The 25,428-nt window shown below is 49.8% G+C and carries 21 protein-coding genes; 12 read left to right on the forward strand and 9 right to left on the reverse strand.

The window, feature by feature from the left end:
* The first annotated feature begins 50 nt into the window (after positions 1 to 50).
* Positions 51 to 2,936, forward strand: coding sequence for a DEAD/DEAH box helicase (locus JHJ32_RS02055; protein WP_200119533.1), 2,886 nt, complete (start codon positions 51 to 53; stop codon positions 2,934 to 2,936).
* Here the strand turns inward: JHJ32_RS02055 and gltX are convergent.
* On the reverse strand, positions 2,917 to 4,449 hold the full coding sequence (gene gltX, locus JHJ32_RS02060; protein ID WP_079714978.1) for a glutamate--tRNA ligase: 1,533 nt from the start codon (positions 4,447 to 4,449) through the stop codon (positions 2,917 to 2,919). The genes JHJ32_RS02055 and gltX overlap by 20 nt on opposite strands.
* A gap of 84 nt (positions 4,450 to 4,533) precedes the next feature.
* On the opposite strand from gltX, the gene JHJ32_RS02065 reads away from it, so the two are divergent.
* The 5 genes from JHJ32_RS02065 to JHJ32_RS02085 all read left to right on the forward strand — a co-directional run bounded on the left by JHJ32_RS02065 (position 4,534) and on the right by JHJ32_RS02085 (position 10,185).
* On the forward strand, positions 4,534 to 5,745 hold the full coding sequence (locus tag JHJ32_RS02065; protein ID WP_200119535.1) for a retropepsin-like aspartic protease: 1,212 nt from the start codon (positions 4,534 to 4,536) through the stop codon (positions 5,743 to 5,745).
* On the forward strand, positions 5,742 to 6,968 hold the full coding sequence (locus JHJ32_RS02070) for a HAMP domain-containing sensor histidine kinase (protein ID WP_079714980.1): 1,227 nt from the start codon (positions 5,742 to 5,744) through the stop codon (positions 6,966 to 6,968). The genes JHJ32_RS02065 and JHJ32_RS02070 overlap by 4 nt, the downstream gene beginning before the upstream one ends.
* Positions 6,949 to 7,461, forward strand: a complete 513-nt coding sequence (locus JHJ32_RS02075) for a DinB family protein (protein ID WP_079714981.1) — start codon at positions 6,949 to 6,951, stop codon at positions 7,459 to 7,461. The genes JHJ32_RS02070 and JHJ32_RS02075 overlap by 20 nt, the downstream gene beginning before the upstream one ends.
* Positions 7,462 to 7,866: 405 nt before the next feature.
* A complete protein-coding gene (locus JHJ32_RS02080; RefSeq protein WP_233632433.1) occupies positions 7,867 to 9,150 on the forward strand; it encodes a sugar MFS transporter in 1,284 nt (427 codons plus the stop codon).
* Positions 9,151 to 9,336: 186 nt separating this feature from the next.
* A complete protein-coding gene (locus JHJ32_RS02085) occupies positions 9,337 to 10,185 on the forward strand; it encodes a DUF2911 domain-containing protein (protein ID WP_200119537.1) in 849 nt (282 codons plus the stop codon).
* Between the two features lie 79 nt (positions 10,186 to 10,264).
* Here the strand turns inward: JHJ32_RS02085 and cdaA are convergent, their stop codons facing one another.
* Entirely contained in the window at positions 10,265 to 11,047 is a 783-nt protein-coding gene (gene cdaA / locus JHJ32_RS02090; protein WP_079714984.1) for a diadenylate cyclase CdaA, read from the reverse strand.
* Between the two features lie 108 nt (positions 11,048 to 11,155).
* Between cdaA and JHJ32_RS02095 the strand changes: the two genes are divergently transcribed.
* Positions 11,156 to 11,881 carry a pyridoxine 5'-phosphate synthase gene (locus JHJ32_RS02095; protein ID WP_079714985.1) on the forward strand — a complete coding sequence of 242 codons (726 nt, stop codon included), beginning with the start codon at positions 11,156 to 11,158 and terminating at the stop codon, positions 11,879 to 11,881.
* Positions 11,882 to 11,924: 43 nt separating this feature from the next.
* On the opposite strand, the gene lepB is transcribed toward JHJ32_RS02095, so the two are convergent.
* From lepB to JHJ32_RS02120, 5 genes are all read right to left on the reverse strand, one after another.
* Positions 11,925 to 13,349, reverse strand: a complete 1,425-nt coding sequence (gene lepB, locus JHJ32_RS02100) for a signal peptidase I (protein WP_200119538.1) — start codon at positions 13,347 to 13,349, stop codon at positions 11,925 to 11,927.
* A gap of 36 nt (positions 13,350 to 13,385) precedes the next feature.
* The gene (gene dapB, locus JHJ32_RS02105; RefSeq protein WP_200119539.1) at positions 13,386 to 14,135 is read right to left on the reverse strand and encodes a 4-hydroxy-tetrahydrodipicolinate reductase; all 750 of its coding nucleotides are present in this window, start codon (positions 14,133 to 14,135) and stop codon (positions 13,386 to 13,388) included.
* Between the two features lie 68 nt (positions 14,136 to 14,203).
* The gene (locus tag JHJ32_RS02110) at positions 14,204 to 14,941 is read right to left on the reverse strand and encodes a DUF5683 domain-containing protein (protein ID WP_200119540.1); all 738 of its coding nucleotides are present in this window, start codon (positions 14,939 to 14,941) and stop codon (positions 14,204 to 14,206) included.
* Positions 14,941 to 15,864, reverse strand: a complete 924-nt coding sequence (locus JHJ32_RS02115) for a ParB/RepB/Spo0J family partition protein (RefSeq protein WP_079714993.1) — start codon at positions 15,862 to 15,864, stop codon at positions 14,941 to 14,943. The genes JHJ32_RS02110 and JHJ32_RS02115 overlap by 1 nt, the downstream gene beginning before the upstream one ends.
* A gap of 6 nt (positions 15,865 to 15,870) precedes the next feature.
* Entirely contained in the window at positions 15,871 to 16,668 is a 798-nt protein-coding gene (locus tag JHJ32_RS02120; protein ID WP_079714994.1) for a ParA family protein, read from the reverse strand.
* A gap of 123 nt (positions 16,669 to 16,791) precedes the next feature.
* Here JHJ32_RS02120 and JHJ32_RS02125 point away from each other — a divergent pair, with 123 nt between their 5' ends.
* A complete protein-coding gene (locus JHJ32_RS02125; RefSeq protein ID WP_079714995.1) occupies positions 16,792 to 17,313 on the forward strand; it encodes an NADPH-dependent FMN reductase in 522 nt (173 codons plus the stop codon).
* Between the two features lie 67 nt (positions 17,314 to 17,380).
* On the opposite strand, the gene JHJ32_RS02130 is transcribed toward JHJ32_RS02125, so the two are convergent.
* Together JHJ32_RS02130 and JHJ32_RS02135 are read right to left on the reverse strand one after the other, a co-directional pair.
* Complete coding sequence (locus JHJ32_RS02130) at positions 17,381 to 19,429, reverse strand: pitrilysin family protein (protein ID WP_200119541.1); 2,049 nt, start codon at positions 19,427 to 19,429, stop codon at positions 17,381 to 17,383.
* 25 nt (positions 19,430 to 19,454) lie between these two features.
* On the reverse strand, positions 19,455 to 20,792 hold the full coding sequence (locus tag JHJ32_RS02135; protein WP_200119542.1) for a pitrilysin family protein: 1,338 nt from the start codon (positions 20,790 to 20,792) through the stop codon (positions 19,455 to 19,457).
* 790 nt (positions 20,793 to 21,582) lie between these two features.
* Between JHJ32_RS02135 and JHJ32_RS02140 the strand changes: the two genes are divergently transcribed.
* From JHJ32_RS02140 to JHJ32_RS02155, 4 genes are all read left to right on the forward strand, one after another.
* Positions 21,583 to 22,179, forward strand: coding sequence for an RNA polymerase sigma factor (locus JHJ32_RS02140; protein WP_079714998.1), 597 nt, complete (start codon positions 21,583 to 21,585; stop codon positions 22,177 to 22,179).
* A gap of 152 nt (positions 22,180 to 22,331) precedes the next feature.
* Positions 22,332 to 23,519, forward strand: coding sequence for a FecR family protein (locus tag JHJ32_RS02145; protein WP_200119543.1), 1,188 nt, complete (start codon positions 22,332 to 22,334; stop codon positions 23,517 to 23,519).
* 282 nt (positions 23,520 to 23,801) lie between these two features.
* Positions 23,802 to 23,942, forward strand: a complete 141-nt coding sequence (locus JHJ32_RS02150) for a hypothetical protein (protein WP_200119545.1) — start codon at positions 23,802 to 23,804, stop codon at positions 23,940 to 23,942.
* A gap of 186 nt (positions 23,943 to 24,128) precedes the next feature.
* Positions 24,129 to 25,409 (forward strand): PHP domain-containing protein, encoded by a 1,281-nt coding sequence (locus tag JHJ32_RS02155; protein WP_200119547.1) that lies wholly within the window; start codon positions 24,129 to 24,131, stop codon positions 25,407 to 25,409.
* The last annotated feature ends 19 nt before the right edge of the window (positions 25,410 to 25,428 follow it).

Genomic DNA, 25,428 nt, shown 5'->3' on the forward strand with positions numbered 1-25,428 from the left:
GCGCAGATTTCCGTATCTTTGATGCCTTTTTCAGATACCACAGTTGTTAGATGCAGCAAGTCGATACTACACAGCCTTACGAGTTGGTCTATTCCCTTTGCGAACACCCCTATCTGGGTTATCTCATCGAACCGCACGTCGTGCAGCTCAATCCCAATGGTGGATATTCATTGACGCATAGACGGGTTTTCAGCAATACATCAGCAGACTATGCGGGCGTGTTGGACGAGACCGACCACAAGCTCATTAAACTGCTGGAAGAAATAGAACAAACCAATATCATAAAGCGCTACCACAAGAAGCCCGTCAGGCCGGTAGATTTTTTCGCCAAAATATTTGATCAAAAGTTTTTCGACTACATCCGGCCCAAAATCGAGCGGCGCCTGTTGCAGGCATTGGAATTGCTCAAAGAAAAACCTTTGTTTTTGATGAGCAAAGACGGATATGCCGCGGAGCAGCGGATTGAAATCGCTCCGCACGCGGCGTCGGTGTTATTCCACTTTCGCCGCAACGGCGAAGAAACACGCTATTTCCCAACCATAAAGTATGAGGGGCAGCGTATCGAGTTTATGTATAAAGACGCACAGGTGATCATCAATCAGCAAGCCTGGCTGTTGCTCGAAAATGTGTTGTACCATTTCGACCAACCGTTGGAAGGAAAAAAGCTGTCGCCGTTTCTTCAAAAGCGGTATATCGCTGTAGCGCGGTCGACCGAACGCAAATATTTTGAAACATTCGTGCGAGGGTTGATTGAAAAGCACCACGTGTATGCAGAAGGATTTGCCATCGAAACACATCAGCACAACGCGGTTCCCGTCATCAAGTTGCTTTATGTTGAAAACGGAACCTCCCAACTGCAGTTGGATTTCCGCTATGGCCCATACCTTTTTGCGTCGGGCGGCGAGAATAAAGTGACCGTGCGGATGCAATACGATGAGGCGGCAGATCAATACACCTTTCACCGTATCAAGCGCTCACTGCACTGGGAGGAAAACCGCTTGCAGGAGCTGCTGCACATGGGCTTGCACAAGGCCAGTGCGCTTTTCAGCAACCTCGAGCCTGAGCCCAGGGGCAACGAGGCGGTATCGGCGATGGACTGGCTGCGGGATCACAACGAAGAACTTCTTCGGTTGGGCTATGAAATTGTGCAAGAGGACCCCAACAAACGGTTTTTCTTTGGCCGTACGGAGTTGGATCTATCCATCAATGAAAATAATGATTGGTTTGATGTGCAGGCTGTTGCGCGTTTTGGCCAGTACGAAGTGCCGTTCACACAGTTGCGCAACCATATCCTGAACAGTGTCAAAGAATTTGTCCTGCCAAATGGTGAGGTCGCCATTATTCCCGAAGAATGGTTTGCCCGCTACAATCAGCTGTTCCATTTTTCGGAAGATAAGAAGACTATTCGACTGAGTAAGTACCATGTGGGATTACTCAGTGATATCTCCGAGCATACGGCCTTGACGATGGACCGCAAACTGGCCCAGTTGGCCGGGTTTGAAGCGATTGCAGATATTGAAGAGCCCCAGCAATTCAAGGGTGCCTTACGGCCCTATCAAAAGGCAGGCTACAATTGGTTCCACTTTTTGCAGCAATACCGCTTTGGAGGCTGCCTGGCAGACGATATGGGCCTGGGGAAGACCATCCAGACGTTGGCGTTTCTGCAGAAACAGAAAGAGGGGATGACCCAGGCGGAAGGCCCCAAGACGTCGCTCATTGTCATGCCCACTTCACTCGTGTATAACTGGCAGAACGAAGCAGACAAATTCGTGCCCGATCTCCGCATCTTGGTGCATACCGGTATAGGCCGGCATAAGGAAGCAGCCGCATTTGAAAACTACGACCTCATCATCACCACCTATGGCATTGTCCGCAGTGACGAGGAACTGCTGAGTGCCTTTTATTTCAACTACATCATCCTCGACGAAAGCCAGATTATCAAGAATCCGACGTCTAAGTCATTCAAGGCCGTGAAAAGTCTCAAGAGCAAACACCGGCTGGTGCTTAGCGGTACGCCTGTGGAAAATTCCGTGGCCGATTTGTGGTCGCAGATGGCTTTTCTCAATCCGGGCTTGCTGGGCAGTTACCATTATTTCCAACAGGAGTTTGTACAGCCCATCGAAAAAAAGAAGGACGAAGAAAAGGCCCGGCGTTTGCAGGCCATCATCAAACCGTTTGTCCTGCGGCGTACCAAGAGCCAGGTGGCTACTGAACTGCCCCCCAAATCGGAACAGATTTTTTATTGCGCGATGGGAGACGAACAAGCCGAGCGCTATGAGCGGATAAAATCAGAATACCGCAATGCCATCTTGGAAAATTTGGGTGACGAAAAGCATAAAACGCCGCAAATCACGTTGTTGCAGGGGCTCACCCGGCTACGGCAGCTGGCTAACCACCCGCGTATGGTCGATAGCACGTTCAAAGGAGAATCCGGCAAGTTCGAGAGCGTCATTCACACCCTTGAAAGCGTATTGCAGCGGGGGAATAAAGTGCTGGTATTTTCGCAATTCGTGAAACAGCTGGTGATTTTTAAGCAATATTTCGAAAAACACGGCATCGGCTACGCGTACCTGGATGGCGCAACTAAAAACCGAGAAGAAGTAGTCAAGCAGTTCCGGGAAAACGAAGATACCCGGCTTTTCCTTATCTCCATCAAAGCGGGGGGCGTGGGGCTCAACCTGGTGGAAGCCGATTATGTGTTCATCCTTGATCCATGGTGGAATCCGGCGGTAGAACAGCAGGCCATAGATAGGACCCACCGCATCGGGCAGACACGCAATGTGTTTATCTATAAATTCATTACAAAAGATACGGTGGAAGAAAAAATATTGGCATTGCAAAACCGCAAAAAAACCATTGCCGACACACTTATCACTACCGAGGAAAGCTTCATTAAGTCGCTCACGCAGGATGATATCAAGGAGTTGCTTGGGTAAACGCTTCCAGGCCTTTCTTCATGCGCGCTACGGTCTCTTCGCGACCAAGCAGCGCAGCGATGTCAAACACGTGCGGGCCAAATTTGCCGCCCACCAGCATGACACGGAATGGGAGCATTAATTCACCCATTTTCATGCCTGAAGCATTAATGGCCAACTTATAAAAGCTCTCTAACTCGGCGCTATGCCAGGGCGCAAAATTTTCCAGCTTGGCAATCATATCGGCGAAGAACGCGGTCTTTTCCGTATTCCACTTGGGCTGTATGGCGGCAAGGTCGTATCCCTCCGGTTGTTTGAAGAAATACGAAGCCTGCTCCCAAAAATCGGTGGTGAACGTGAGCCGGTCTTTTACCAGCGCCAGCACTGCTGAGAGGTATTGCTCATCGGGATCGATGACGCCGTTGGCCGCCAGCAGGCTGCGAAGCTCGGAAAGCAGGGTGTCGCCGTCGCTCCGCTTTATCCACTCGTGGTTAAACCACTTGGCTTTTTCGAAATCAAATTTGGCGCCAGCCTTGCTGATGCGTTCTACGGAAAATTTGCTTACCAGCTCATCGCGTGTAAAAATCTCCTGGTCGGTGCCATCGTTCCAGCCAAGCAACGCCAGCATATTCACAAACGCTTCGGGTAGGAAACCCATTTCGCGAAAGCCCTTCGTGAGAATGCCGGTCTGGGGGTCAAGCCAGTTCATTGCATATACCGGGAAGCCGAGCCGGTCGCCGTCGCGTTTGCTGAGCTTGCCGTTACCGTCGGGTTTAAGGATGAGCGGCAGGTGAGCCCACTTGGGCATGGCGTGGCGCCAGCCAAGGTATTCCCATAGCAGGATGTGTACAGGCGCGGAGGGCAGCCATTCTTCGCCGCGGAAGACATGGGTGATGGCCATCACGTAATCATCGACCACCACAGCCAGGTGGTAAGTGGGCATGCCATCAGCCTTGAGCAGCACCTTGTCATCCACCAACGACGAGTCGAAGCTTACCATCCCCCGGATAAGGTCTTCGAAACCTATGGTTTCGCCTACTGGCATCTTGATGCGGATGACGTGCGGATGGCCTTCCGCGAGCAACCGTTCGGTTTCGTCAGCGGGTAGGCTGAGTGAATTGCGCAGTTGCTGCCGGTTTTCATGGCTATACTTAAAGTTGGGATGTGCCGCACGTTGGGCATCCAGTTGCTCGGCTGTGTCGAAGGCATAATAGGCATAGCCATTGGCTACGAGTTGTTCTGCATATGCCCGGTAATTGGCTTTGCGTTCGCTCTGGCGATAGGGGCCGTGCTCGCCACCATGGATGGGGCTTTCATCGGGCTCAATGCCGCACCAGCGGAGGCAATCCTGGATGTATGCTTCGGCACCCGGTACAAAGCGGGTCTGGTCAGTATCTTCAATGCGCAGCACAAACGTACCGCCATGCTGTTTGGCAAACAAATAGTTGAATAGCGCCGTGCGCACACCACCCAAATGCAGCCCTCCCGTGGGGCTCGGTGCAAAACGCACCCTTACGTTCCTGTCCTGATCCATGTCGCAAAGATAAAAAATGCGGCACCGAAACCACCATTTAAGGCAGAATTATGTATTTTGGCGGTGGATTTAAGATCCGCTTATATGATGCGCAGTTTGTCCATTTTGTTATTCCTCGTTGTACCGGGTTGTTTTGTTGGCTTTTGTAGACCGCAGGATACCGTGGCATTCAACCGGGGGGGCACGCAGCACGCCGGGTACTATGAAGAGATTCCTTATGAAGGGGTGCGTAATAAAATCATTGTGCGCATAGCCATTCAAAATAAGGAGAGGCGATTTATCTGGGATACCGGTGCGCCCTTGTTGGTTTCTCGTCGGCTCGCCGCGGAATTGTATGCGGACACGTTGGCCAAAAAGCGAATAACTGATGTAAATGCGCAACGCGATTCAATGTATGTGGTCAATATCGATGGAATAAGTATCGGTGCGACGCGTTTTGATGGAATTCCTGCTCTGGTGGCAAGCGAGGACAACCTGATATTGAAGTGCTTTGATGTCGAGGGGCTTATTGGGAGCAACATGACCAGAAATTCCATCGTCCATTTTGACGCACAACGGCAGGTGATTGTGCTTACCGACGATATCCGGCACGTGGCAGTCGATGCAGATTTTCGGACCGGCCTCCTGTTGGATAGCATACAAAGCCTGCCATTCGTGGAGGTGCATCCAGCAAAACAGGCATCAGAGCGTGTGCTTTTTGATACCGGCGACGGCAATTTTTATAGTTTAAGCGAGCGCAGTTATGCTGTTTTTTCCAGAAAAAGGCGCAAAGCATTCCGCTTGAAAGAACGTGGATTTGGGAATGCGCAGATTGGGTTGCATGGCGAAGGGGTAGGCGGCACGCGCTATCGTGTGTTGCTACCGGCATTGAAAATCGGTGGCGTCGAATTTGCTGACGTCAGTACCACCACACAGGATGGTTCGAATACAAGATTGGGAGCGGGACTGCTACGTTACGGTAATGTGACCATAGATGGTATAAATAAACATTTTTATTTTGCGCCTCACGATGTGACGGCCATGAAACTTACCTATCAAAAGACAATAAAAGATTGGAGCCTCTCTCCAACGATACCTGGGGATAAACTGGTAGTCGGGATTATCTGGGGAAACGGTGATCCGGGTGTACGGGTGGGCGATCGCATCATGGCGATCAACGATGTTGATATCTCGCAACGGGAGACCTGTAGTTTAATTCTTGAAAGCTTGCTGGATATTGAGGAAAATCAGGCATACCTGACCATACAGGCGGATGATGGGATGACAAAACGAGTGAAAATTACGGCAGAAGAATGAATCTCACTCCTTACCAATATAACCAACAACGTTGGAAATTTGCTTTGTTAATCTTTGCGGCGCTCATTGCAGGGGCGTCGCTGCTGTACACAAATTACCTGGTAAGGAACCTTTCCAAATCTGAGCGGACCAAGGCCGAGGTATGGGCGATGAGCACGCGAAACATCATTACGATGCCCGATTTAGACGATGAGGCCATTACATTCATTTATGCCGTTCGTGATAGCCTTTCGCTTCCGGCCATTATCGCCGATGCTCATGACAGCATCATCTATTGGCGTGATCTGGATTCTACCAAAACCAATATTTTAGCAGATAGCAACGATGACAACCTCCAGTATGACCCGGCATATTTCAATCGGCAACTGGCTATCATGAAGGAAAGCCATCCACCGATTATCATCAACCTCCCCAACGGAGGTCAATGGTTTGTCTATTACAAAGATTCGCTGCTGTTAAACCAACTGCGTTTTTTCCCCTACGTTCAGCTATCGCTGATTGCGATTTTCCTGGGCATTGCCTACACCGTATTTAACTCCATCCGTAAATCCGAGCAGAATCTCGTCTGGGTGGGGATGGCCAAGGAAGCAGCCCATCAATTGGGTACGCCGATATCGTCGCTCATGGCTTGGCTGGAATTGGTCCGTGCCAAGTTTGATGCCGAAAACGATCCCTTACTCATCGAAATGGAGAGCGATGTGAAACGGCTGGAAATCGTTGCCGACAGGTTTTCCAAAATCGGCTCGGCGCCGGTGCTACAAAGTCATGCAGTATATAAAGTGGTGGTCGATTTTGTCAGCTATTTCAAGGTACGGACGAGCGACAAGATCATTTTCAACGTTTCAGGCGATACCAAAGTCGAAGCCATGCTTAATGTGCCGTTATTCGATTGGGTACTCGAAAATCTGTTGAAGAATGCGGCAAATGCCATTGAGTCCGCAGGTCGAATCGATATTGTGATTTCAGAGAATATTGCAAAAGAGCAAATTTTTATAGACATTAGCGATACCGGAAAAGGGATTCCGCGCGCCAAGTTCGATGCGGTATTCCAGCCGGGCTTTACCACCCGGAAACGGGGTTGGGGACTGGGATTAAGTCTTACCAAGCGGATGATCGAATATCATAAAGGGCAGATTTTTGTAAAAGAGTCTGAGATAGACAAAGGAACCACATTTAGAATTGTATTACCAAGTAGCCAAACGTATGAACCCGCTCAAATCTGATGAATATCCGGCAATTTACACCGCCTACATAGAGACCATCTCGGGAGATATCATGGACTTGCTCAATGAACAAGTCAAGACCTTTCCGATGTTCCTGGCCGGCATCCCCGAGGAAAAATCCGAATATGCGTACGCCGAAGGAAAGTGGACGATCAAAGAAGTGGTGGGCCATATCATTGATACGGAGCGAATTATGGCCTATCGCGCGTTGCGGTTTGCACGCAACGATACCAAAGAACTGATTGGTTTTGAACCGGACGACTTTGTCGCTAATGCGCGGTTCAATGAGCGGTCATTGAAAAGTCTCTCCGATGAGTTTGCGTTGGTCAGGGAATCAAACGTAATGCTTTTCAGGCATTTAAACGACCACGAGTTGATGCGCAAGGGGCTTGCTTCCGAGCGGCTTATCAGTGTTCGTGCCTTCATGTACATTATTGCAGGCCACCTTAATCATCACCGCAACATCATCCGCGAACGGTACCTGGGAGAATGATTCACATCGCTGCGTCCGGGGCTTCATTCCAGCCACCTGAACGGGTTTAATTGGGGGCAGCGACCAGCGGTGGAACAGGAGCCGGTCGACGGTGTCGGCAGCGTGCACTTATCAAGCGATAAAAAATAAAAAAACAAAAAAACCTTTTTAACGCTCTTTTGTAATTAAGATATCTACGAAACCATTTCCATGGTTTTATGATACGGTTTAGGTGTAGGAAATGCCCTGATAATTCAGGGCGTTTCCTATTTTAGAAAACCTTATGCCGGTCGTCGACCATCTGCCATCTTTGCCGGCCACCGCTCATCGAAAACTAATCAACCGTTTGCATAATCTTTTTTATTCCAATTGTAGATTTAATTTCATAGTCTTGTAAGTACAACAACATTTAACTACTAACCCGACATGAGTGTCAATGCTACTACTCCTAAATCCACCGTCGGACCTATGGTCATCATCGGTGCACTTTTTTTTATTTTCGGTTTCGTTACCTGGATCAACGGTCCGCTGATTACATTCGTGAAGTTGGCCTTCAGCTTGGATACCTATTCCAAAGCATTCATGGTCACGACAGCGTTTTACATGGCTTATTTCTTTTTGGCGCTGCCGTCGTCCTGGATATTGGAGCGTACCGGCATGAAGAAAGGCATGGCCCTGGGGTTGCTCGTCATGGCTGTGGGGACCTTCATTTTCGGTACTTATGCTACCCAACGAAATTACAACATTTCCCTTGCGGGGCTGTTCGTCATTGGCTCCGGCTTGTCGTTGCTGCAAACAGCGTCAAATCCATATATCAGTATTCTCGGGCCCATTGAGACTGCCGCGCGCCGCATCAGCATCATGGGGATATGCAACAAGCTTGCGGGTATTTTGAGTCCGATTGTCATCAGTGCACTGGTTTTTAAAGATGTGCGTGATCTGGATAAACGTGTTGCCGAGGCGGGGTCGCATGAAGCTGCCGAAGCCATACTCAACGAGTTTGCAGCCAAAATATACGCGCCTTACATGGTGATGGCCCTCATACTGGTCGTTCTGGCCATTTGGGTGGCCAAGTCGTCCCTGCCCGAGATCAATGCGTCGGAGATAAACGCTGAACCGGTAGGCGATGCGTCGTTGGCCAGGGAAAAGACCAGCGTGCTCCAATTCCCGCATTTATTGCTTGGGGCATTGTGTATTTTCCTGTATGTCGGCGTGGAGGTAATGGCCGGGGATGCCATCGGTGCCTATGCACAGGGATTCAATATCCCGCCCGAGGAGACGACCGTCTACACCTCGTTTACGTTGGGCGCCATGTTGGTAGGGTATATCATCGGCCTGTTTACGATACCGAAAGTCATGAGCCAAGGGCAGGCGCTGAAGCTATCGGCCGTTTTGGGGATTGTTTTCACAGCAGGGGCGTACCTGACTGCCGGTTATGTTTCGGTTGCCTTTGTGGCGCTTCTGGGCTTGTCCAATGCGTTGATGTGGCCAGCGATTTGGCCGTTGGCCATCGCCGGTTTGGGCAAGTTTACCGAAAAGGGATCCGCGCTGTTGGTCATGGGCATAGCCGGTGGGGCCGTTATCCCGCAGTTGTTCGCCACATTGAAGGATAGCTACGACTTCCAGTTGGTGTTTCTATTGCTGATGGGCGTATGCTACCTCTATATCCTGTATTACGCAGCAAGCGGCCATACGGCTGGGAAAAAATAGGCTATCGGAGGGCTTGTGCCTGATTTTCCTGCGCCATGCGTCAGCACAGCACAGGAAAACAGGACTTTGTGAAATAACACCTTTAAAACGTGTGGAATGAAGGTGTATTATGCACGAATTGTAATATTTCGGTAATGTTGCCGGATATTTCTTAATTTCGGACCATTGTAAACGAACAACAGAAACATGAAGAAACGACTTTTTGCATCGGCAATCCTTGCCATTGCGGTTGCCATGGGATGGCAGCCAGCAAACGCTCAATTGAAGTTGCCTCCTGCCAGTAGCGCGCAGACCATCACGCAGGGTCTCGGTATCGGTACGGTGACACTTACCTATAGCCGTCCTAACTTGAACGGGCGGAAAATTTTTGGCGGGCTGGAACCTTATGACGCTATATGGCGTACGGGAGCCAACAACATTCCATCGCTCACGTTTGATACCGAAGTGACCATCGCGGGAAATAAAGTGCCGCCCGGTACGTACGGGCTGCTCACCATACCGGGGGCGGACGAATGGACGGTTATTTTTTCAAAAAACAGCAAACAATGGGGCGCCTACTCCTATAAGCAGGAAGAGGATTTATTCCGCTTTAAGGTTAACCCCGAAAAGTTGAGCAAACCGGTGGAAACCTTCATCATGACATTTTCCGATGTGACCGCGCAAAGTGCCAAATTGAACATCGCCTGGGAAAATACACAAATCGGCTTCGATTTGATAGTCGATCAAGATGCCGAAATTATGGCCTCCATCGATGAAGCCATGAAAGGTGAAAAGAAGCCGTATTTGCAAGCCGCACAATATTATTATACGAATAACAAGGATATCCAAAAAGCCTTGGCGTGGATCAACGAAGCCGATAAGGCACCTAATCCCGCACCGTATATCAAGTATTGGAAAGCTCGCATACAACTCAAGGCCGGAGACAAAGCCGGAGCGGCTGCTACCGCTACAGAAGGTGTTGCGATTGCAAAGCAACAAAACAATCCCGAATATGTGCGGCTGAACGGCCAGGTGCTGGCTGAAGCTCAGCGATAAGCACGCGCCAATATATCCGAAATTGTCGTAAAGGCCCGGTCTGCGCAAAGCGGCACGGGCCTTTGCTTACAAGAGAGGCCTACAGATTGACGTTCAACAGCTCCTCCAGCTCTTCATGGCTGATATTCATGTTTACGTTGCCGTCTTTGGCAAATGAAATTTCCCCCGTTTCTTCGGAGACCACCACGGCAATCGCATCGCTCACCTCCGTCACGCCAATGGCTGCACGGTGGCGCAGCCCAAAATGGAGCGGTAAATCTTCACTGTCCGACAGCGGCAGAACACAGCTGGCGGTCATGACTTTAAAATCAACGATGACCACGGCGCCGTCATGCAATGGGCTGTTTTTTTGAAAGATGCTTTCCAGAAGCCGTTTTGACAAATGAGCGTCCAGGTATTCGCCGCTGGTTTGGTAATATTCTTCATCATAGTATTTGGCAAAGACCATCAATGCTCCCGTATGAGATTTGGATAGGCTCCTGCACGCATCGATGATGGGCTTGAGGCGCAGGCGATTATCTTGTGTGGCGGCCTTTTTGCTCACAAAGAACGACCAAAGGAAGTTCTTTCGCTTGACGGAGATATTTTTGCCGATATGGATGAGGAAACGCCGGATTTCCTGCTGGAAAACCACGACCAAGGCCAATGACCCTACGCTGATGAACCCGCCGAAGATGTTGGTAAGCAGGTGCATGTTGAATTGCTTGACAAGGATATAGATGATGTATATCAGTCCCAATCCAATCAGGATATTGACCGCAATCGTTCCCCGGATAAGGCTGTAGATATAGTAAAGGATGACAGCTACGAGAAAGATGTCAATGATGTCCAGTAACCTAAAACTAAAGTCGAGACTCTCCATAATTCCCGCAATTTAGGAAATTTCCACTATAAAAAACGCTCGATGGCTGAAGAGCGATTGATAACTGCGCAGCAATTTAACTAAGTTTATACCTTTGTAAAAAAAATCATGGCAAGACTTTCCGTCAATATCAACAAAATTGCAACACTCCGCAATTCCCGGGGTGGAAATAACCCGGATGTACTCCAGGCCGCGTTGGCCTGTGAGCGCTTTGGTGCGCAGGGTATCACCGTACATCCACGGCCGGACGAACGGCATATCCGGTATCAGGACGTTTACGATTTAAAGGCAACCATCAAGACCGAGCTCAATATCGAAGGCAATAGCCAGGAGGAGAAGTTTGTCCGCCTGGTGCTGGATACGCTACCTGCCCAGGTGACGCTGGTGCCGGATGATCCGGGGCAGATTACGTCCAACCATGGATGGGATACCATCAAACACCGCACCTATCTTCAAGAGACCTGTGCGCAGTTTAAAGAAGCCGGCATCCGTGTCTCCATCTTTGTTGACGCCGATCCCCAGCTGGTAGAAGCTGCGGCACAGACCGGCACCGATCGCGTGGAATTATACACCGAATCTTATGCACGGTTATACCATCAAGACCGGGAGCGCGCCATCGCGCCTTATATTGAGGCGGCTAAGGTGGCGCAGCAGGCAGGCCTGGGCCTTAATGCCGGGCACGACCTTGATTTGCACAATTTGCGGTATTTCAGCCAGCATATACCGGGATTGCTGGAGGTGAGCATCGGCCATGCCCTGATTGCCGATGCATTGTATCTGGGGCTGGAAACGACGATTAAGCGGTATTTGGAGCAGTTGGCAGGCGGTGATTAGCGGTCGGTATTGGCCGCTAATCACTGATCGCCATCCCCAATCCCTACTTAATCCCCATGAAAATCCGGTTCCACCGGATTTTGCTCAGGAAAGTGCCGTGTTTGTCCCAGCTCAGCCATACAAACAACGCTTTGCCCACGATATGATCTTCGGGTACAAACCCCCACGTGCGAGCGTCCTCTGAATTATGGCGGTTGTCGCCCATCATCCAGTAGTAATCCATCTTAAAGGTGTAGCTGTCCGCTTTGCTGCCATTGAGGTATATGCCGTCCTCGCGGCTTTCCAGTTCGTTGCCCTCGTATACGCGGATGGCGCGCTCATAGAGGGGCATCGTCAGACTATCGAGTGTTATCGTCCACCCTTTTTTGGGTACGATAATCGGCCCGAAGTTGTCGATATTCCAGTGGTACAGCGGATTGTTTGGGAATACGCCGGGCTCAGCCGTGTCACGGTGCCTGATATTGGGTGCGATGCGGCTTACATTGGCCCAGCCCTTCACCTCCTCATAAGCCTTGTCGGTAAGGAAGAGTTGGTAAGGTTCCCGCGCGTATGGATTGGATTCGATGCGCATATCCAGCAGGCGCTGCGGGTTCAAGCCGGTACCATCGGTGTATACGTAATAGTCCAATTGGCCGTTGGGTGGCTCAAAAGCCCGTTTGCCGTTGACATAGAGCTGCGCTTCGCGCAGCGAAATCGTATCACCGGGGATGCCTACGGCACGTTTGATATAATTTTCGCGCTTGTCGATAGGCCTGTTGAAAGGCGGATCAGCTTCCATGGGGTAGTTGAATACGACGACGTCATTTCGTTCAATCTCTTGGAAACCCGGTAGCCGTTTGTACCCTAGTTTGATGCCTTCCCAGTAGGCCTTGCCACCGGTCAGCGGCATCGTATGATGCGCGAAGGGAAAAGCAACAGGCGTCATGGGTACCCGCGGACCATAATTCAGCTTGCTGACAAACAGGAAGTCGCCTACGAGCAGGCTTTTTTCCATGGAGCCTGTCGGTATCATGTAAGCCTCAATAAGAAAGCCGCGGATGAGCGTTGCTGCCACCACGGCAAACACAATAGCATCTGCCCATTCGCGGGCAACAGACTTTTTATATGGATGTTTCTCCCTAAACTCCGGCGTGGCAGATTGGCCGAGGTAAACCACCTTGGGATCGTTGCCCCACCATGGGAGGACTACAAAAGGGAATAACACTGTGGCCGCATATTCCCAGAACCGGCGTTTGCCGAAAGCCTTGACCAGATCAAGGTACAATCCGAAAAAAATGAAGATATTCACGATGGGGATAAGCAACAATGCGATCCACCATGCCGGGCGTCCGGTAATGTGTTTGGCAATAACGAATTCTCTGTAAACCGGTATGAGGGATTCCCAGCCCGCGCGGCCGGCCTTAATGAAAAGCTTCCATAAGCCGAAATGGACGAGGACAAGAATGATTGCAAAAACGATATATCCCATAATAGGTTTTTATTAAAAATATGTCTGTTTGATGTACTACACTTGCCCGCCAAAGTTAAACATTTCGGTCACTTGGTAAAATCCGGTTTTACCATTGAGCCATTCAGCAGCGATTACCGCGCCCAAGGCGAACCCCGCGCGGCTATGAGCGGTATGCTTGAACTCTATTTGGTCAACCTCCGAGCTGTATAACACCGTGTGTGTGCCAGGCACGTCCTCGATGCGGTGGCTCTCAATGAGTAATTGATTGGGTTTTGGAATGGATTCTTCGCCATCACCGATCAGGTTGTTTATCCACTCCGTTTTGGCATCCGTATGTTCGATGATGCCTTCAGCAATGGTGATGGCCGTGCCGCTGGGGGCGTCCAGTTTTTGGGTATGGTGGATTTCCTCTACCTGCACATCGTATTGCTTGTATGGATTCATCGCAGCGGCCAGTAGCTTATTGATATAAAAAAAAACGTTTACCCCGATACTGAAATTAGAACCATAAAGCAGCGTTTTGTTACCGTCCAGGCACCTTTTTTTTACCACGTCAAGCTGGTTATACCAGCCCGTGGTGCCGACCACGATGGGTACATCGGCTTCGAAACATAAGTCGATGTTGCTCACCGCAGCTTCAGGCCTGCTGAAATCGATGGCCATGTCAGCGCCGTCCAAATCTTCGGCACCGATGCTTTCCCGATTGCTTTCGTCCACGATGAGGTGGATTTGATGACCACGTTGCAGGGCAAATTTTTCGATAAGCTGCCCCATTTTGCCATATCCGAGTAATGCAATATTCATGTAACTAAATCGCTAATCCGCAAACTTAGCATAAAATGCGAAGCAATTTTAGCGGAACATGATTTTTTTTAAAATCTAAAGCCTACCTTCAGGCCGATAGCATAAGGGCTATGTTGATAGGCCAATGATGTAGGCGGCTGTTGCAGCAGCGTCGGTGAGATCCGGAAGCCCAAATCATCGCCGATATCCCAGCGGTGTTTGAGCATGGAAGTGACATAGGCTTCCACGGCTTGTATACCCCACCAGCCGACGGTCACCAGCACCGTCAGGTCGCGGTTACGCCGGTAATAGTCTTTGGCCGCAACCAAGCGGTCAGTGGCTTGGCTACCGGCGGCAAGGTAGGGGAATTTGGTGTTGGGCGGGATGGCGTGGTTGTTGTTGATGCGATATTGCGCTTCCCGCAATACATCGTGGTAATATCGGTTGTTGAACTCAAATACAAGCACCGCACCCACGAACCCGCCGTAAATGACAGGTACCTTGAGCCACCACCAGCCGCCGTTGGTGATTTGCCCCCAGCCCGGTACCATGAGCGACTGCTTCCATGGCCGTACAGACATAGCCTCCAAAGCGAGCCTGGCCGAATCTTTAAACACCGTTTGTTTTTGTTCCTGCGCTTCCCTTTCGCGCCGTTCCCGCTGCCGTCTTTCCCGCCGGGTTTCGTCGGCCTGCCTGCCGGCGGTATCCACGGCAAGGGTGTCGGCCATCTTGGGTATGGTGTCCCTGCGTAGGCTGTCAGGCTCCTGGGCATGTAGGCCGCCTACGGTCCCCAGAACCAACAAGACGATAACAAGCCAGCGGTTCATCACCAATCGAGTAATTCAAGGATCCTGTTGAGGTCGTCTTCCGAATGAAACGGAATTTCGATCGCGCCGTTTCCTTTCTTGCCTGAAACTTTCAGTTTTACCCGAGTGGCAAATTTGGAAGCAAGGTCATCTTCCACCTTCTGGTATTGGAAAGATAAGGCCGGTGTTTTTTCCCGCTTGTCGGCTTGCCTATTGGCGTGTTGCTGGACGTCCCGCACCAACTCCTCGGTTTTCCTGACGGAGAGCCCCTTCTTGACGATTTCCCGGAAGATATAAAGCTGTTTGTCGATTTCGGAGACGTTGATCAATGCCCTGGCATGCCCCATGCTTAGCTGCCCATCGCGTATCGCGGCCTGTATAGCAGGCGGCAGCTTCAACAGGCGCAGGTAGTTGGTTACCGTAGATCGGTTTTTGCTTACCCGTTCGCCAAGTTCTTCTTGCTTGAGGTTGCATTCCTCGATCATCCGTTGGAAACTCAGCGCCACCTCGATGGCATTGAGGTTTTCACGCTGGATGTTTTCGATCAGGGCCATTTCCAGCATCTGCTGGTCATTAGCCGTACGGATATACGCAGGTATTTCGGTCAATCCAGCCAGTTTGGCTGCCCTAAGCCGCCGCTCACCACTGATCAGCTGATAGGTGTCGCCATTGGCCTGCCTCACCGTAATGGGCTGTATCAGGCCTTGTAGTTTGATGGAGTCTGCCAGTTCGCGCAGCGCTTCTTCATCAAACTCCGTTCGCGGCTGGAAGGGGTTAATGGCTATTTTCGAAATAGGTACCGCACTGATGGTGCCCGGGGCTTTCCGCGGGGAAGGCACTTCCGTGACGTTATTTTCGGCTGGCCGCTTGATTACCTCTTCTGAGTCGTCGAGCAATGCACTCAATCCCTTACCCAATCCTATTTTCCGTTGTTGTGCTGCCATGTTGTTTTATACGCTTACTTGTTCTTTTTCTTCCTTATTGAGGTTGTTTTTTTCGAGAATTTCGCGTGCCAGGTTCAGGTAGTTGATGGCTCCTTTGCTATTGGCATCATGCATAATCACCGAAATGCCGAAGCTTGGTGCTTCGCTGAGCCGGGTATTGCGCTGGATGATTGTATCAAAGACCAGTTCGTTGAAATGCGTCTTCACCTCTTCCACGACCTGGTTGGAAAGGCGGAGGCGGACATCATACATGGTCAATAAAATGCCTTCGATTTCCAAGGCCGTGTTCAGCCTGTTCTGTACAATCTTGATGGTATTGAGCAATTTGCCCAACCCTTCAAGTGCGAAGTACTCACACTGCACCGGGATGATGACCGAATTGGACGCAGACAGCGCATTGATGGTTATGAGGCCCAGGGAAGGCGAACAGTCGATTACGATGAAATCATATTCATCTTTGACCTGGTTCAGTATCCCCCTCATTTTATATTCCCGCTCATGCAAGTTAATCATTTCGATTTCTGCACCGACCAAGTCAATGTGTGCGGGCAGGAGATCAAGGTTCGGTGTCTCCGTGTGCTGGATGGCCTCATGCGGGTCAAGGTCGTTGATTAGGCATTCGTAGACGCTGGCCTTAATGGCGCGCGGGTCAAATCCGATACCCGAGGTCGAGTTAGCCTGCGGGTCGGCATCCACCAGCAAGGTTTTATATTCCAGTACAGCTAAGCTCGCTGCAAGGTTGATGGAAGTGGTCGTTTTGCCTACTCCTCCTTTTTGATTGGCTATTGAAATGATTTTACCCATGGGTGATGAAAAATTAACGCTCCGTTGCTTCGCATCCCAAAAGTATTCATTAATTTGTACTTTTGGGCATTTCAGCAATGCTGAATCAGAGGGGCTAAGATACGCTTTTTAATTTAATCCATTATGATTACCATTATATCCGGTACAAACCGTCCTCATAGTAATACGTTTAAGCTTTCCAGTTATTATCAGCACCAGCTTTCGAAAAGGGGGGTGGCAGCTCATATCCTGTCGTTGGCGGATTTGTCGGCCGATTTCATATCGGCCGATATGTACAAAAACCGGAGTGATGCATTTCTCCCTTATCAGGAACGCATCAGCGCGACGGAGAAATTTCTTTTTGTCATCCCGGAGTACAATGGGAGTTTTCCGGGGATTCTGAAAACGTTTGTGGACGCCTGCAAGTTTCCCGATAGTTTTTTTGATAAAAAAGCCGCGTTGGTGGGATTATCCAGTGGCAAGTATGGCAATATCCGGGGAGTGGATCATTTTACGGGCGTCTGCCACTATGTGCGGTTGCACGTGTTGCCGCTGCGCATCCATATTCCCTATATTCTCAGTGAGTTTGATGCCGAGGGCAACCTGTATAAGGACGATACTGTCCGGTTTACCAATGAACAGATTGAGGCGTTTATACGTTTTTGATACAACTAAAAAAAGATGGTTACGGATGCCTTGCGGCCCGTAACCATCCCTTATGACATCGATCCAATTAGGGATTCAGCTCGTCCTCACTGATTTCCCCGTTGATGACCACCTCCTTGGTGACAGCCTTTAGCGGCAACGGTACCATTTGGTTCACGATGGTGATGGTTTCCGGCAGCTGGATGCCTTCATAAGTGGCGTAGTTGTTCATGGTGGTTTCGCCGGCCAGCTCGCTTTCCGTTTTCAGCTTAAGCCCTGTTGCCACGCTGAAATATTCGGTAGAGACATTACTGCCCGAGGTTACTTTTACCTTATAGGCATCCTCGTCATTGACTTTGGTGATGCCATCCAACTCCAACTGAGCACCTTTTTCTTGATAAGACAGCTCCGGGAATATATCCAATAGAGCTTGGTAGGCGGCGGCAGCATCGGCAGGAAGTTGCTGTGACTGCCCCTGGGCCGATACGGTCACGGCGTCCTTGGTGACACGGACGCTCGACAGCAATTGTGCGCCGAGCTTGGTGTTTTGCACCGCAACACCCTTGTTTCGGTCAACCAGCTGTTCAATGGAGACAGTCATTCCCTGTATCTCCGCTTCGCTTACCAACCGGATGCTGTTGACGGCCGTCAACTTTTCGCGGCCGCCTATCGCCTCGATATACTTTTCAATGACACCTTCAGCCGTAACGCTGGCATCCGTGATGGCCATGTTTACTTCCGGATCGCCGGTGACGGTATAGAATTGCACCTCGCCAAAGGCATTCATCTTGTCCGCAAAATCATCCGCTTTTCCAACGATGGTAATTTGCAGGTCATCGCTTCGCACATAGTTTGCAGCAATATTATTAATTTGATCCAAGGTGAGCCCATCCATGTTTTTGAGATAATTTTTATAATAATCTTTCGGCAACTTATGCATTTCGGTATTGATGGCAAAGCTGGCGATGGTCGAAGGCTGCTCCAATGAACGACCGAAGCTTCCGGCGAGTGCTGCCTTTGCCAGATCGAGCTCTTCTTGGGTAATGGTTTTTTCGTGCAGCCTTTTCAATTCATGGATGAATTCGCGCGTGGCACTGTCGGTTACCGAATTGCGCACTGAGGCGCTGGCGTTCAGTGTGGCCACCAATTTGTCTGGTGTGATACCGCCGTAGGCCCCATAAGTATACCCCTTATCCTCCCGAAGGTTAAGGAACAGGCGCCCAGACGAGCCACCGCCCAGTATACGGCTTATCACGTTGACGGCAATGACGTCCGGGTTGTTGGGCTTCAGATCAAGGGGATAGCCGATATTGATGACCGACTGGGCACTTACCGGGCGGTTGGCCACGACAACCCTGTTACCCTGCGTTTTTTGAGGGGCGGGCCATTCGTGCTTGGGTACGTCCGCACGTTGCCATCCAGCAAAGTACTTATTCACGAGTTCCTTCGCCTCGGCTGGCGTGATGTCGCCCACAATGGCAAGATAGGCAACATTGGGTCTGAAATAGGTGTTGTAATAGTCTCTGAAGTCATCGACTTGCAGGTTACCTACCGTCTTTTCTGTCTCGATTTCGCCGTAGGGATGGTCTTTGCCGTACATAGCGGCGTTACGCACCACGCCGATGATGCTGTTGGGGTCATCTTTAGCCGCTGCAAGCGATGAGATTAACTGCTTTTTGAGCTTATCGAGTTCTGATTGCGGGAATGCCGGGTTAAACAGTACATCGGCAAACAGTTCGAGCAGTTGGTCGTTGTACTTTTTTAACGACGAGGCACTTGCTGAGGTGGATGACACGCTGATGCGTGCGCCGATACGGTCGATGGCCTCGTCGAGCTCGTCTTTGGCACGTGTCGTGGTGCCCCCCATGAGCATGTCGCCGGCGAGGGAAGTAAGCCCCGCTTTGTCACCTTCGAGGATGGCATCGCGGTCCAGCACGAGCGAATAGGTGACCCGTGGTAACTTGTGGTTTTCCACGACAAACACTTTCAGGCCGTTATCCAGTGTGAAGGTGACCGGATCGCCGATGTTGATTTGCGGGGCGGGGCCAGGTTCGGGATACTTGCTGCGGTCTACCTGAGCGAAGGCTGTGGTACAGGCGCCTACCAAAGCCAATAGATATATGCTGATTTTCTTCATATTGTTGATTCGTTGAAATAAGCGGTTATTGTTTTGGTTCTTCAGATTTCGGCAGGTAATACAATACAACGCGGCCAGATTTGGCCAAGTACTGTTGCGCTACCCGTTGGATATCTTCGCGAGTCACCTTATTGTATTTTGCCATCTCGTGGTTTATCTCATCGGCGTTGCCGAAAAAGGTCTTCGCTTCGGCAAGGCTTTCCGCAATGCCGGCAACGGACGCATGACGGCTTACTACGGAGTTTTCCACTTGTGCTTGCAACTTCTGGAAGTCGCGTTCGGATATGCCATTGGCGATGACTTTTTCAATCTGCCCATCCAGTGCATGCTGCAACGAGTCTGCCGATACGCCCATATTGGCTATGGCATAGGTGAGAAACACGCCACCGTCTTCCAGGTCGAGCGGAAATGCGGCTACGCCCACAGCCTTCTGTTGTTTATCCACGACCTCCTTGGTCAGCAGCGAGCTGTTACCTCCGGTGAGGTAGGTCGAGAGCATACTCAGCGCATAAGAATCCTGGTGTTTCTTGGGCGGTAGGTTATAGGCCAGGATGACCGCAGGTAATTGGATATTGTCGTATACAATGTCGCGTATTTCTTGCGTGCGTTTAGGTTCGGTCACATTGGGTCGGTTGATGGTGCCGGTACCGGCCGGTATTTCGGAGAAGTACTTCCGCACCCAAGCTTCGGTTTGCGCATAGTCGATGTCGCCAGCGATAGAAAGCACCGCATTGTTGGGTACATAATAAGTCCGGTAAAACTGCATGAATTCGTCCAATGTAGCGGCATTCAGGTGATCAAGTGAGCCGATGACCGGCCAATTATAGGGGTGCACCTGGTGCGAACGTTTGAAGGTTTCGCGCAGGATGGTGCCATATGGCTGGTTGTCATAACGCTGCCGCATCTCTTCTTTCACCACGCTACGCTGGGTTTCCACGCCGACGGTGTCGATTTTGGCGTGTAGCATGCGCTCACTTTCCATGTAGAGTGCAGTTTCGAGGTAGTTCGCCGGTACAACTTCATGATAATACGTGATGTCGTTTGAGGTATAGGCGTTGAGTGTACCACCAATGGACTCGATTTTTTTCATGTATTCGCCGCGTCCGATGTTTTCCGTGCCTTCAAAGAGCAGATGCTCAAAGAAGTGCGCAAATCCGGTCCGTTGGGGGTCTTCATTTTTGGAACCCACATGGTACATGACTGAGACTGCTACAATTGGTGTGGTATTGTCCCGGTGCATGAGCACGGTGAGGCCGTTGTCAAGCTTGAATTCCTTGAATTCAATGCGGTTTTGCGCATCTGCTACAACTCCGTTGCACAGCAACAGGCCGACAAGTGCGGTGATTGATAGAGCTTTCTTCATATGTGATTATGTGGTTAAAGAACTTATTGCGTCGACTAACGTCATGCAAGTTTACCATTCTTGGATGAAAAAAGCAGGCTTGTTGTTACATTTTTTGTATAACTACAGGTTTTAAGTACTGGGGGTCAATAGGCTGCTTACTGCTGTCTTAGCAACGATACGGATGAATCCGGGTTTAGCCACCTATGATCCACGTATGCGCCACGTATGATCCACCTATCTGCCACGTTTCTCAAGGCTTCGTCGCTTGGAGCATGGGTGGTCTATCCCTACCCAAAAGGCGGCTGATTAGGGGTGTGAGGTGTTGCTGTCACGGGCAGTTGCCCTGTTTGTCCGTTTGGTGTACCACCATTGGCGAATGCGATGTACCAACGGTGCGAGAGATGGCACAGATTGGCGGCGGAGATAACAAGCTAATTTACAACCTTAGTTTTTATTTATTTGCTATTGGTTATTATCTTCGAGTACTTCTGACCCTCAGATTGACACGTTGAACCATTTCATACATCTATTTCGCTCCAACGCTTAAAATGCTTTAAAGCAGCGTTCGTCCACTGGAAGTTTGTTGTTGTGCAGGTTTTGCTTGTTATTTTTACATCATCATTCCCTTAATAAATTGTAATCTATTGGTGTGCCTTTTTTCAGGAAAAGTGCTGAAAGGGCAATCAGCAGGCAGCGCAGCTTACTATGTGGGGAAGCGCAGGAAACCATGGCCCCACCCTACCGGAAGTAGAATTGAAAATTAACATCTTTTGAACTAAGTTTGTCAACAATAACGCTTCAACCAAAGATGTCCAAATTTTCGCGATATACGGAAGAGCAGCTGGTTAACCTAATAAGAGATGGCGATGAGGCTGCATTTACGGCGATGTATGACAAATACAAGGAGCGGTTAGCGGCCAGGTTATTGCAGTTGGTTTGCAACGAGGCCTATGCCGAGGAGCTGCTGCAAGATGTGTTCCTGAAAATTTGGGAAGGACGTGCGCAACTTAATCCCGGCCTGTCGTTCAAGGCTTACCTCTACCGCATCACGACCAATACGGCCTTCAACTTCATGAAACGGGCCAGTAAGGAGCGGGACATTCTGGCGCAGATTATCCAGTCGTCTACTGAATTATACAATCACATAGAGGCTGATTTATTCCGGAAGGAAAATCAACGTCTGATCGATCGGATCCTAACTGGGTTATCTGCCCAATGTAGACAGGTGTTTGTCGCCGTCAAACTGGATGGGCTAAGTCACAACGAAGCCGCCGAGCGCTTTGGGATATCAACGCATACCGTAAATAATCACCTGCAGAAAGGCACACGCTACCTGAAGGGTTATCTCAAATCATCCGGTGGCTTACCGCTGCTGCTGGTGTTGTATTTATTTTCATCTGTCTAAATTTTTCTTCAATGGCGATGAAGCTGTCATGGTTTAATCATACCATCGTGTGATTTTTGAAAACCATGACGGTTTCATAAAAAATATTTGGGTTCGAGTAGCTGTTTTTTCCGTGCCACTTGTATTAGGACAAAACAAAGAGGGCGTTGGCGATGGAACAAGATATCAAGCACCTATTCGAACGGTACCTTAAGGGCGAGTGCAGCGCGGACGAAATTGCGCGTCTATATGCATATTTTGGCTTAGAAGCCAATGAGATGCTGCTGAAAGCGTACATTACACGTATGCTCGACAGCGACGACGATACCCCGCGGGCCTTGGCATACCAAGCCCGAAAAGTTGCCGATCGTGCGGGCATCCGGTTACAGGAACGGTTGGCCCGTCAATCAACCCCGACTTCCAACCGCAGTCGACGCGTGCGCTGGTGGCTCCCCTATGCCGCGGCTGTGGTAATCTTCTTTGTTGTCGGGTGGCTAATGATGAATAGCCGTTGGTCGTCAGACAGTGCTCACGTCATTGTTTCTAATGAAGATATTCCGCCGGCAGCTAACCGTGCTATATTGACCCTTGCCGATGGCCGTTCGATTGATTTGAGCGAAGCGCAGTCGGGAATTGTTGTTGGAGACGGAATTAGGTATTTAGATGGCTCTGCGGTCTCGGGTTTGGCGCAGGACACCGGCATGTCCCTATCCACTCCCAAAGGCGGAACGTATCAAATCACCTTGCCCGACGGGTCCAACGTGTGGCTCAATTCAGCATCTACGTTAAAATATCCGAAGCGTTTTGATGACGACGAGCGTGTCGTGGAACTGGAAGGCGAAGCCTATTTCTCCGTGGCACAGCTAAAGGAAAAGACGGGTAAGCGAAACATACCCTTCAAGGTGTTGTCTGCAGGACAGGTCGTTGAAGTCTTGGGTACTGAGTTCAATATTTCGTCATATAAGGATGAACCGATGATTGAGACCACGTTGGTAGAGGGGAGTGTCCGGGTAGTCACTACCCTTGGTAGGCGCACATCGTTGGTGCTTGCGCCGGGCGAACAGGCAAGTTTGTCGGGCACAGGCGTGCTAAACAGCGCTAAGGCAAACCTTAAAAAAGAGTTGGCGTGGCAGTCTGGCATATTTTATTTCGAGGAGACCAGTCTCGTCGAACTGATGCGACAAGTTAGCCGGTGGTATGATGTCGATATTCAGTACGTAGGTGACGTGCCGCAGGAATCGTATAGCGGGTTGATGAGCCGCTATGTTTCACTCAAGACATTACTCGAATTCTTAAATGAATCCTCGGCTCAGTTTACCTTACGTGGCCGTACAGTAATCATCCAATCCGAAACTTATTAATTTTTATTTATACGTTAATCAGTAAACCAACAGCTATGAACAGAAAACCTACTTAGTCTTACGGACGAAAAAAACAAACAGGGAAGTGTCGGAACCACCCCCCTGTTGCGTTTGGATAAGTCATTTTAAACCGGAGTTAACAGTTTATCACAAACCTACCCGAACACAAACTTAAGAAAAGTTCTTTGGTTTGCGTGCGCGGTATAAAAAAAGAAGTTAATGCGAGTCACGCCTCTTTCGCGTACCAAAGCGAACGAACAGCTAAGTCTTTTATTCTTGGTTATGAAAATAACTACAGCTTTGTTACTTTTAGGAGCACTGCATGTCAGCGCTCATTCTGTGTCACAAACCATTACCCTCACCGCCAAAGACCAACCTATCAGGCAAATCTTTGAAGCGATCTATGAAAATCAGGCAGCATAACGCTTTTGGGACACCCCGGTAACATTGCATATACCGTAAAACGAGACGGGCAACTGATTATCAAAGTCCCTGATATCACACAAACCGAGCTTGCCGGTGGACACGCGTTTGTTTTTAAGCTGGCGGGATTCGAAATGCATCCAGCTATCCAATCATCAAAAAAGTAATTGATTTTAGCTCTATAACATGACTTATATAAAGATTTCTTTAGGAATAGCACTTGCGTTTTTATTCGTAAACTTCAAAGGAGTGGATAAAAAACCGACAAGCAAAGCAAGTACAGACAAGAACCGCGTCGTTGTCAATCCATATGGCAACGTAAACTGGCAGACCTTTGAAAAGCACCATGCCGCATTGCACGTGCATTCGTTGCAGAGCGATGGTTTCCATAAAGTAAAGGATGTCATCGACACCTTCAGGCAGGCAGGTTTTACCATCCTTTCCATCACGGATCATGACTGGAACTGGCCCAATGAGCGGATTAGCTGGAAGCACCTGCCCGTGGAAGCAGCAACCCCTTATCCTATCGGAAGATTACCGAAAAATTTCCCTGCCAATCCGACTTGGCCGTGGACAAACTACGGTAGTTCCGCACCTGAAGAGCTTGGCATGATCGGTATTCAGGGCAATGAGCTGACGTTCAGGCATCACATCAACAGTTACTTTTCCGATTACGGTGTTTACTACGACAAAACGGGTCCCGAAGCACCGTATGGCGGAATCACCGACGACGAAGGAAGAGAAGTCTGGGAAGACGACATGATCCGGGGAGTCCGGGAAAAAGGAGGGCTGACTGTATTAAACCATCCCGGCGAGCTCGAAACGCACAGCTGGTGGCTGCGCAGACCAGTGGAATGGTATGTCGAGCGGTTTACCAATAATCCGGCCGATGGTTTGGTAGGCATCGAAGTAACCAATAATGACGACGAGCGTGAGAAGTTTGATATCGGATTGTGGGACCAATTGCTGGCCAGACTTATGCCCGATCGTCCGGTTTGGGGCTTTGGAGGTAATGACATGCATGCGTTTGACCATGTCAATTATACGTTTACCGTTTTCCTCATCGACGAATTTACGACCGAAGCGGTCCGTGATGCCATGGAGCGGGGCCAATTCTATTTTTGCAAGGCTCCCGGGCGAACGGACGTCCGGCAATACGATTTTAATGCATTCCCGACCATCGACAATATCGGTATCGACCAACGCAACAATACCATCACGATAACGGCTTCCAATTACGACAAGATCAACTGGATATCTGTCCCTGAAACCCTGGAGATGTTGGCAGATTATAAGACGAGTAACGAACCGTGGGCTTTGGGCAACATTGTCCATGAGGGCAGCACACTGGATCTAAACAGCAATCCGGGTATCCGAAACTACGTTAGGGCCGAGCTCATCCGGATAGATGGTGATAACGTTTACCGGACGTTTACCAATCCATTTGGAATCAGCTCATCAAATTGAGGCATTGGCCAGAAAGCGG

Source organism: Parapedobacter sp. ISTM3 (assembly GCF_016533505.1).
Classification (GTDB): Bacteria; Bacteroidota; Bacteroidia; order Sphingobacteriales; family Sphingobacteriaceae; genus Parapedobacter; species Parapedobacter luteus.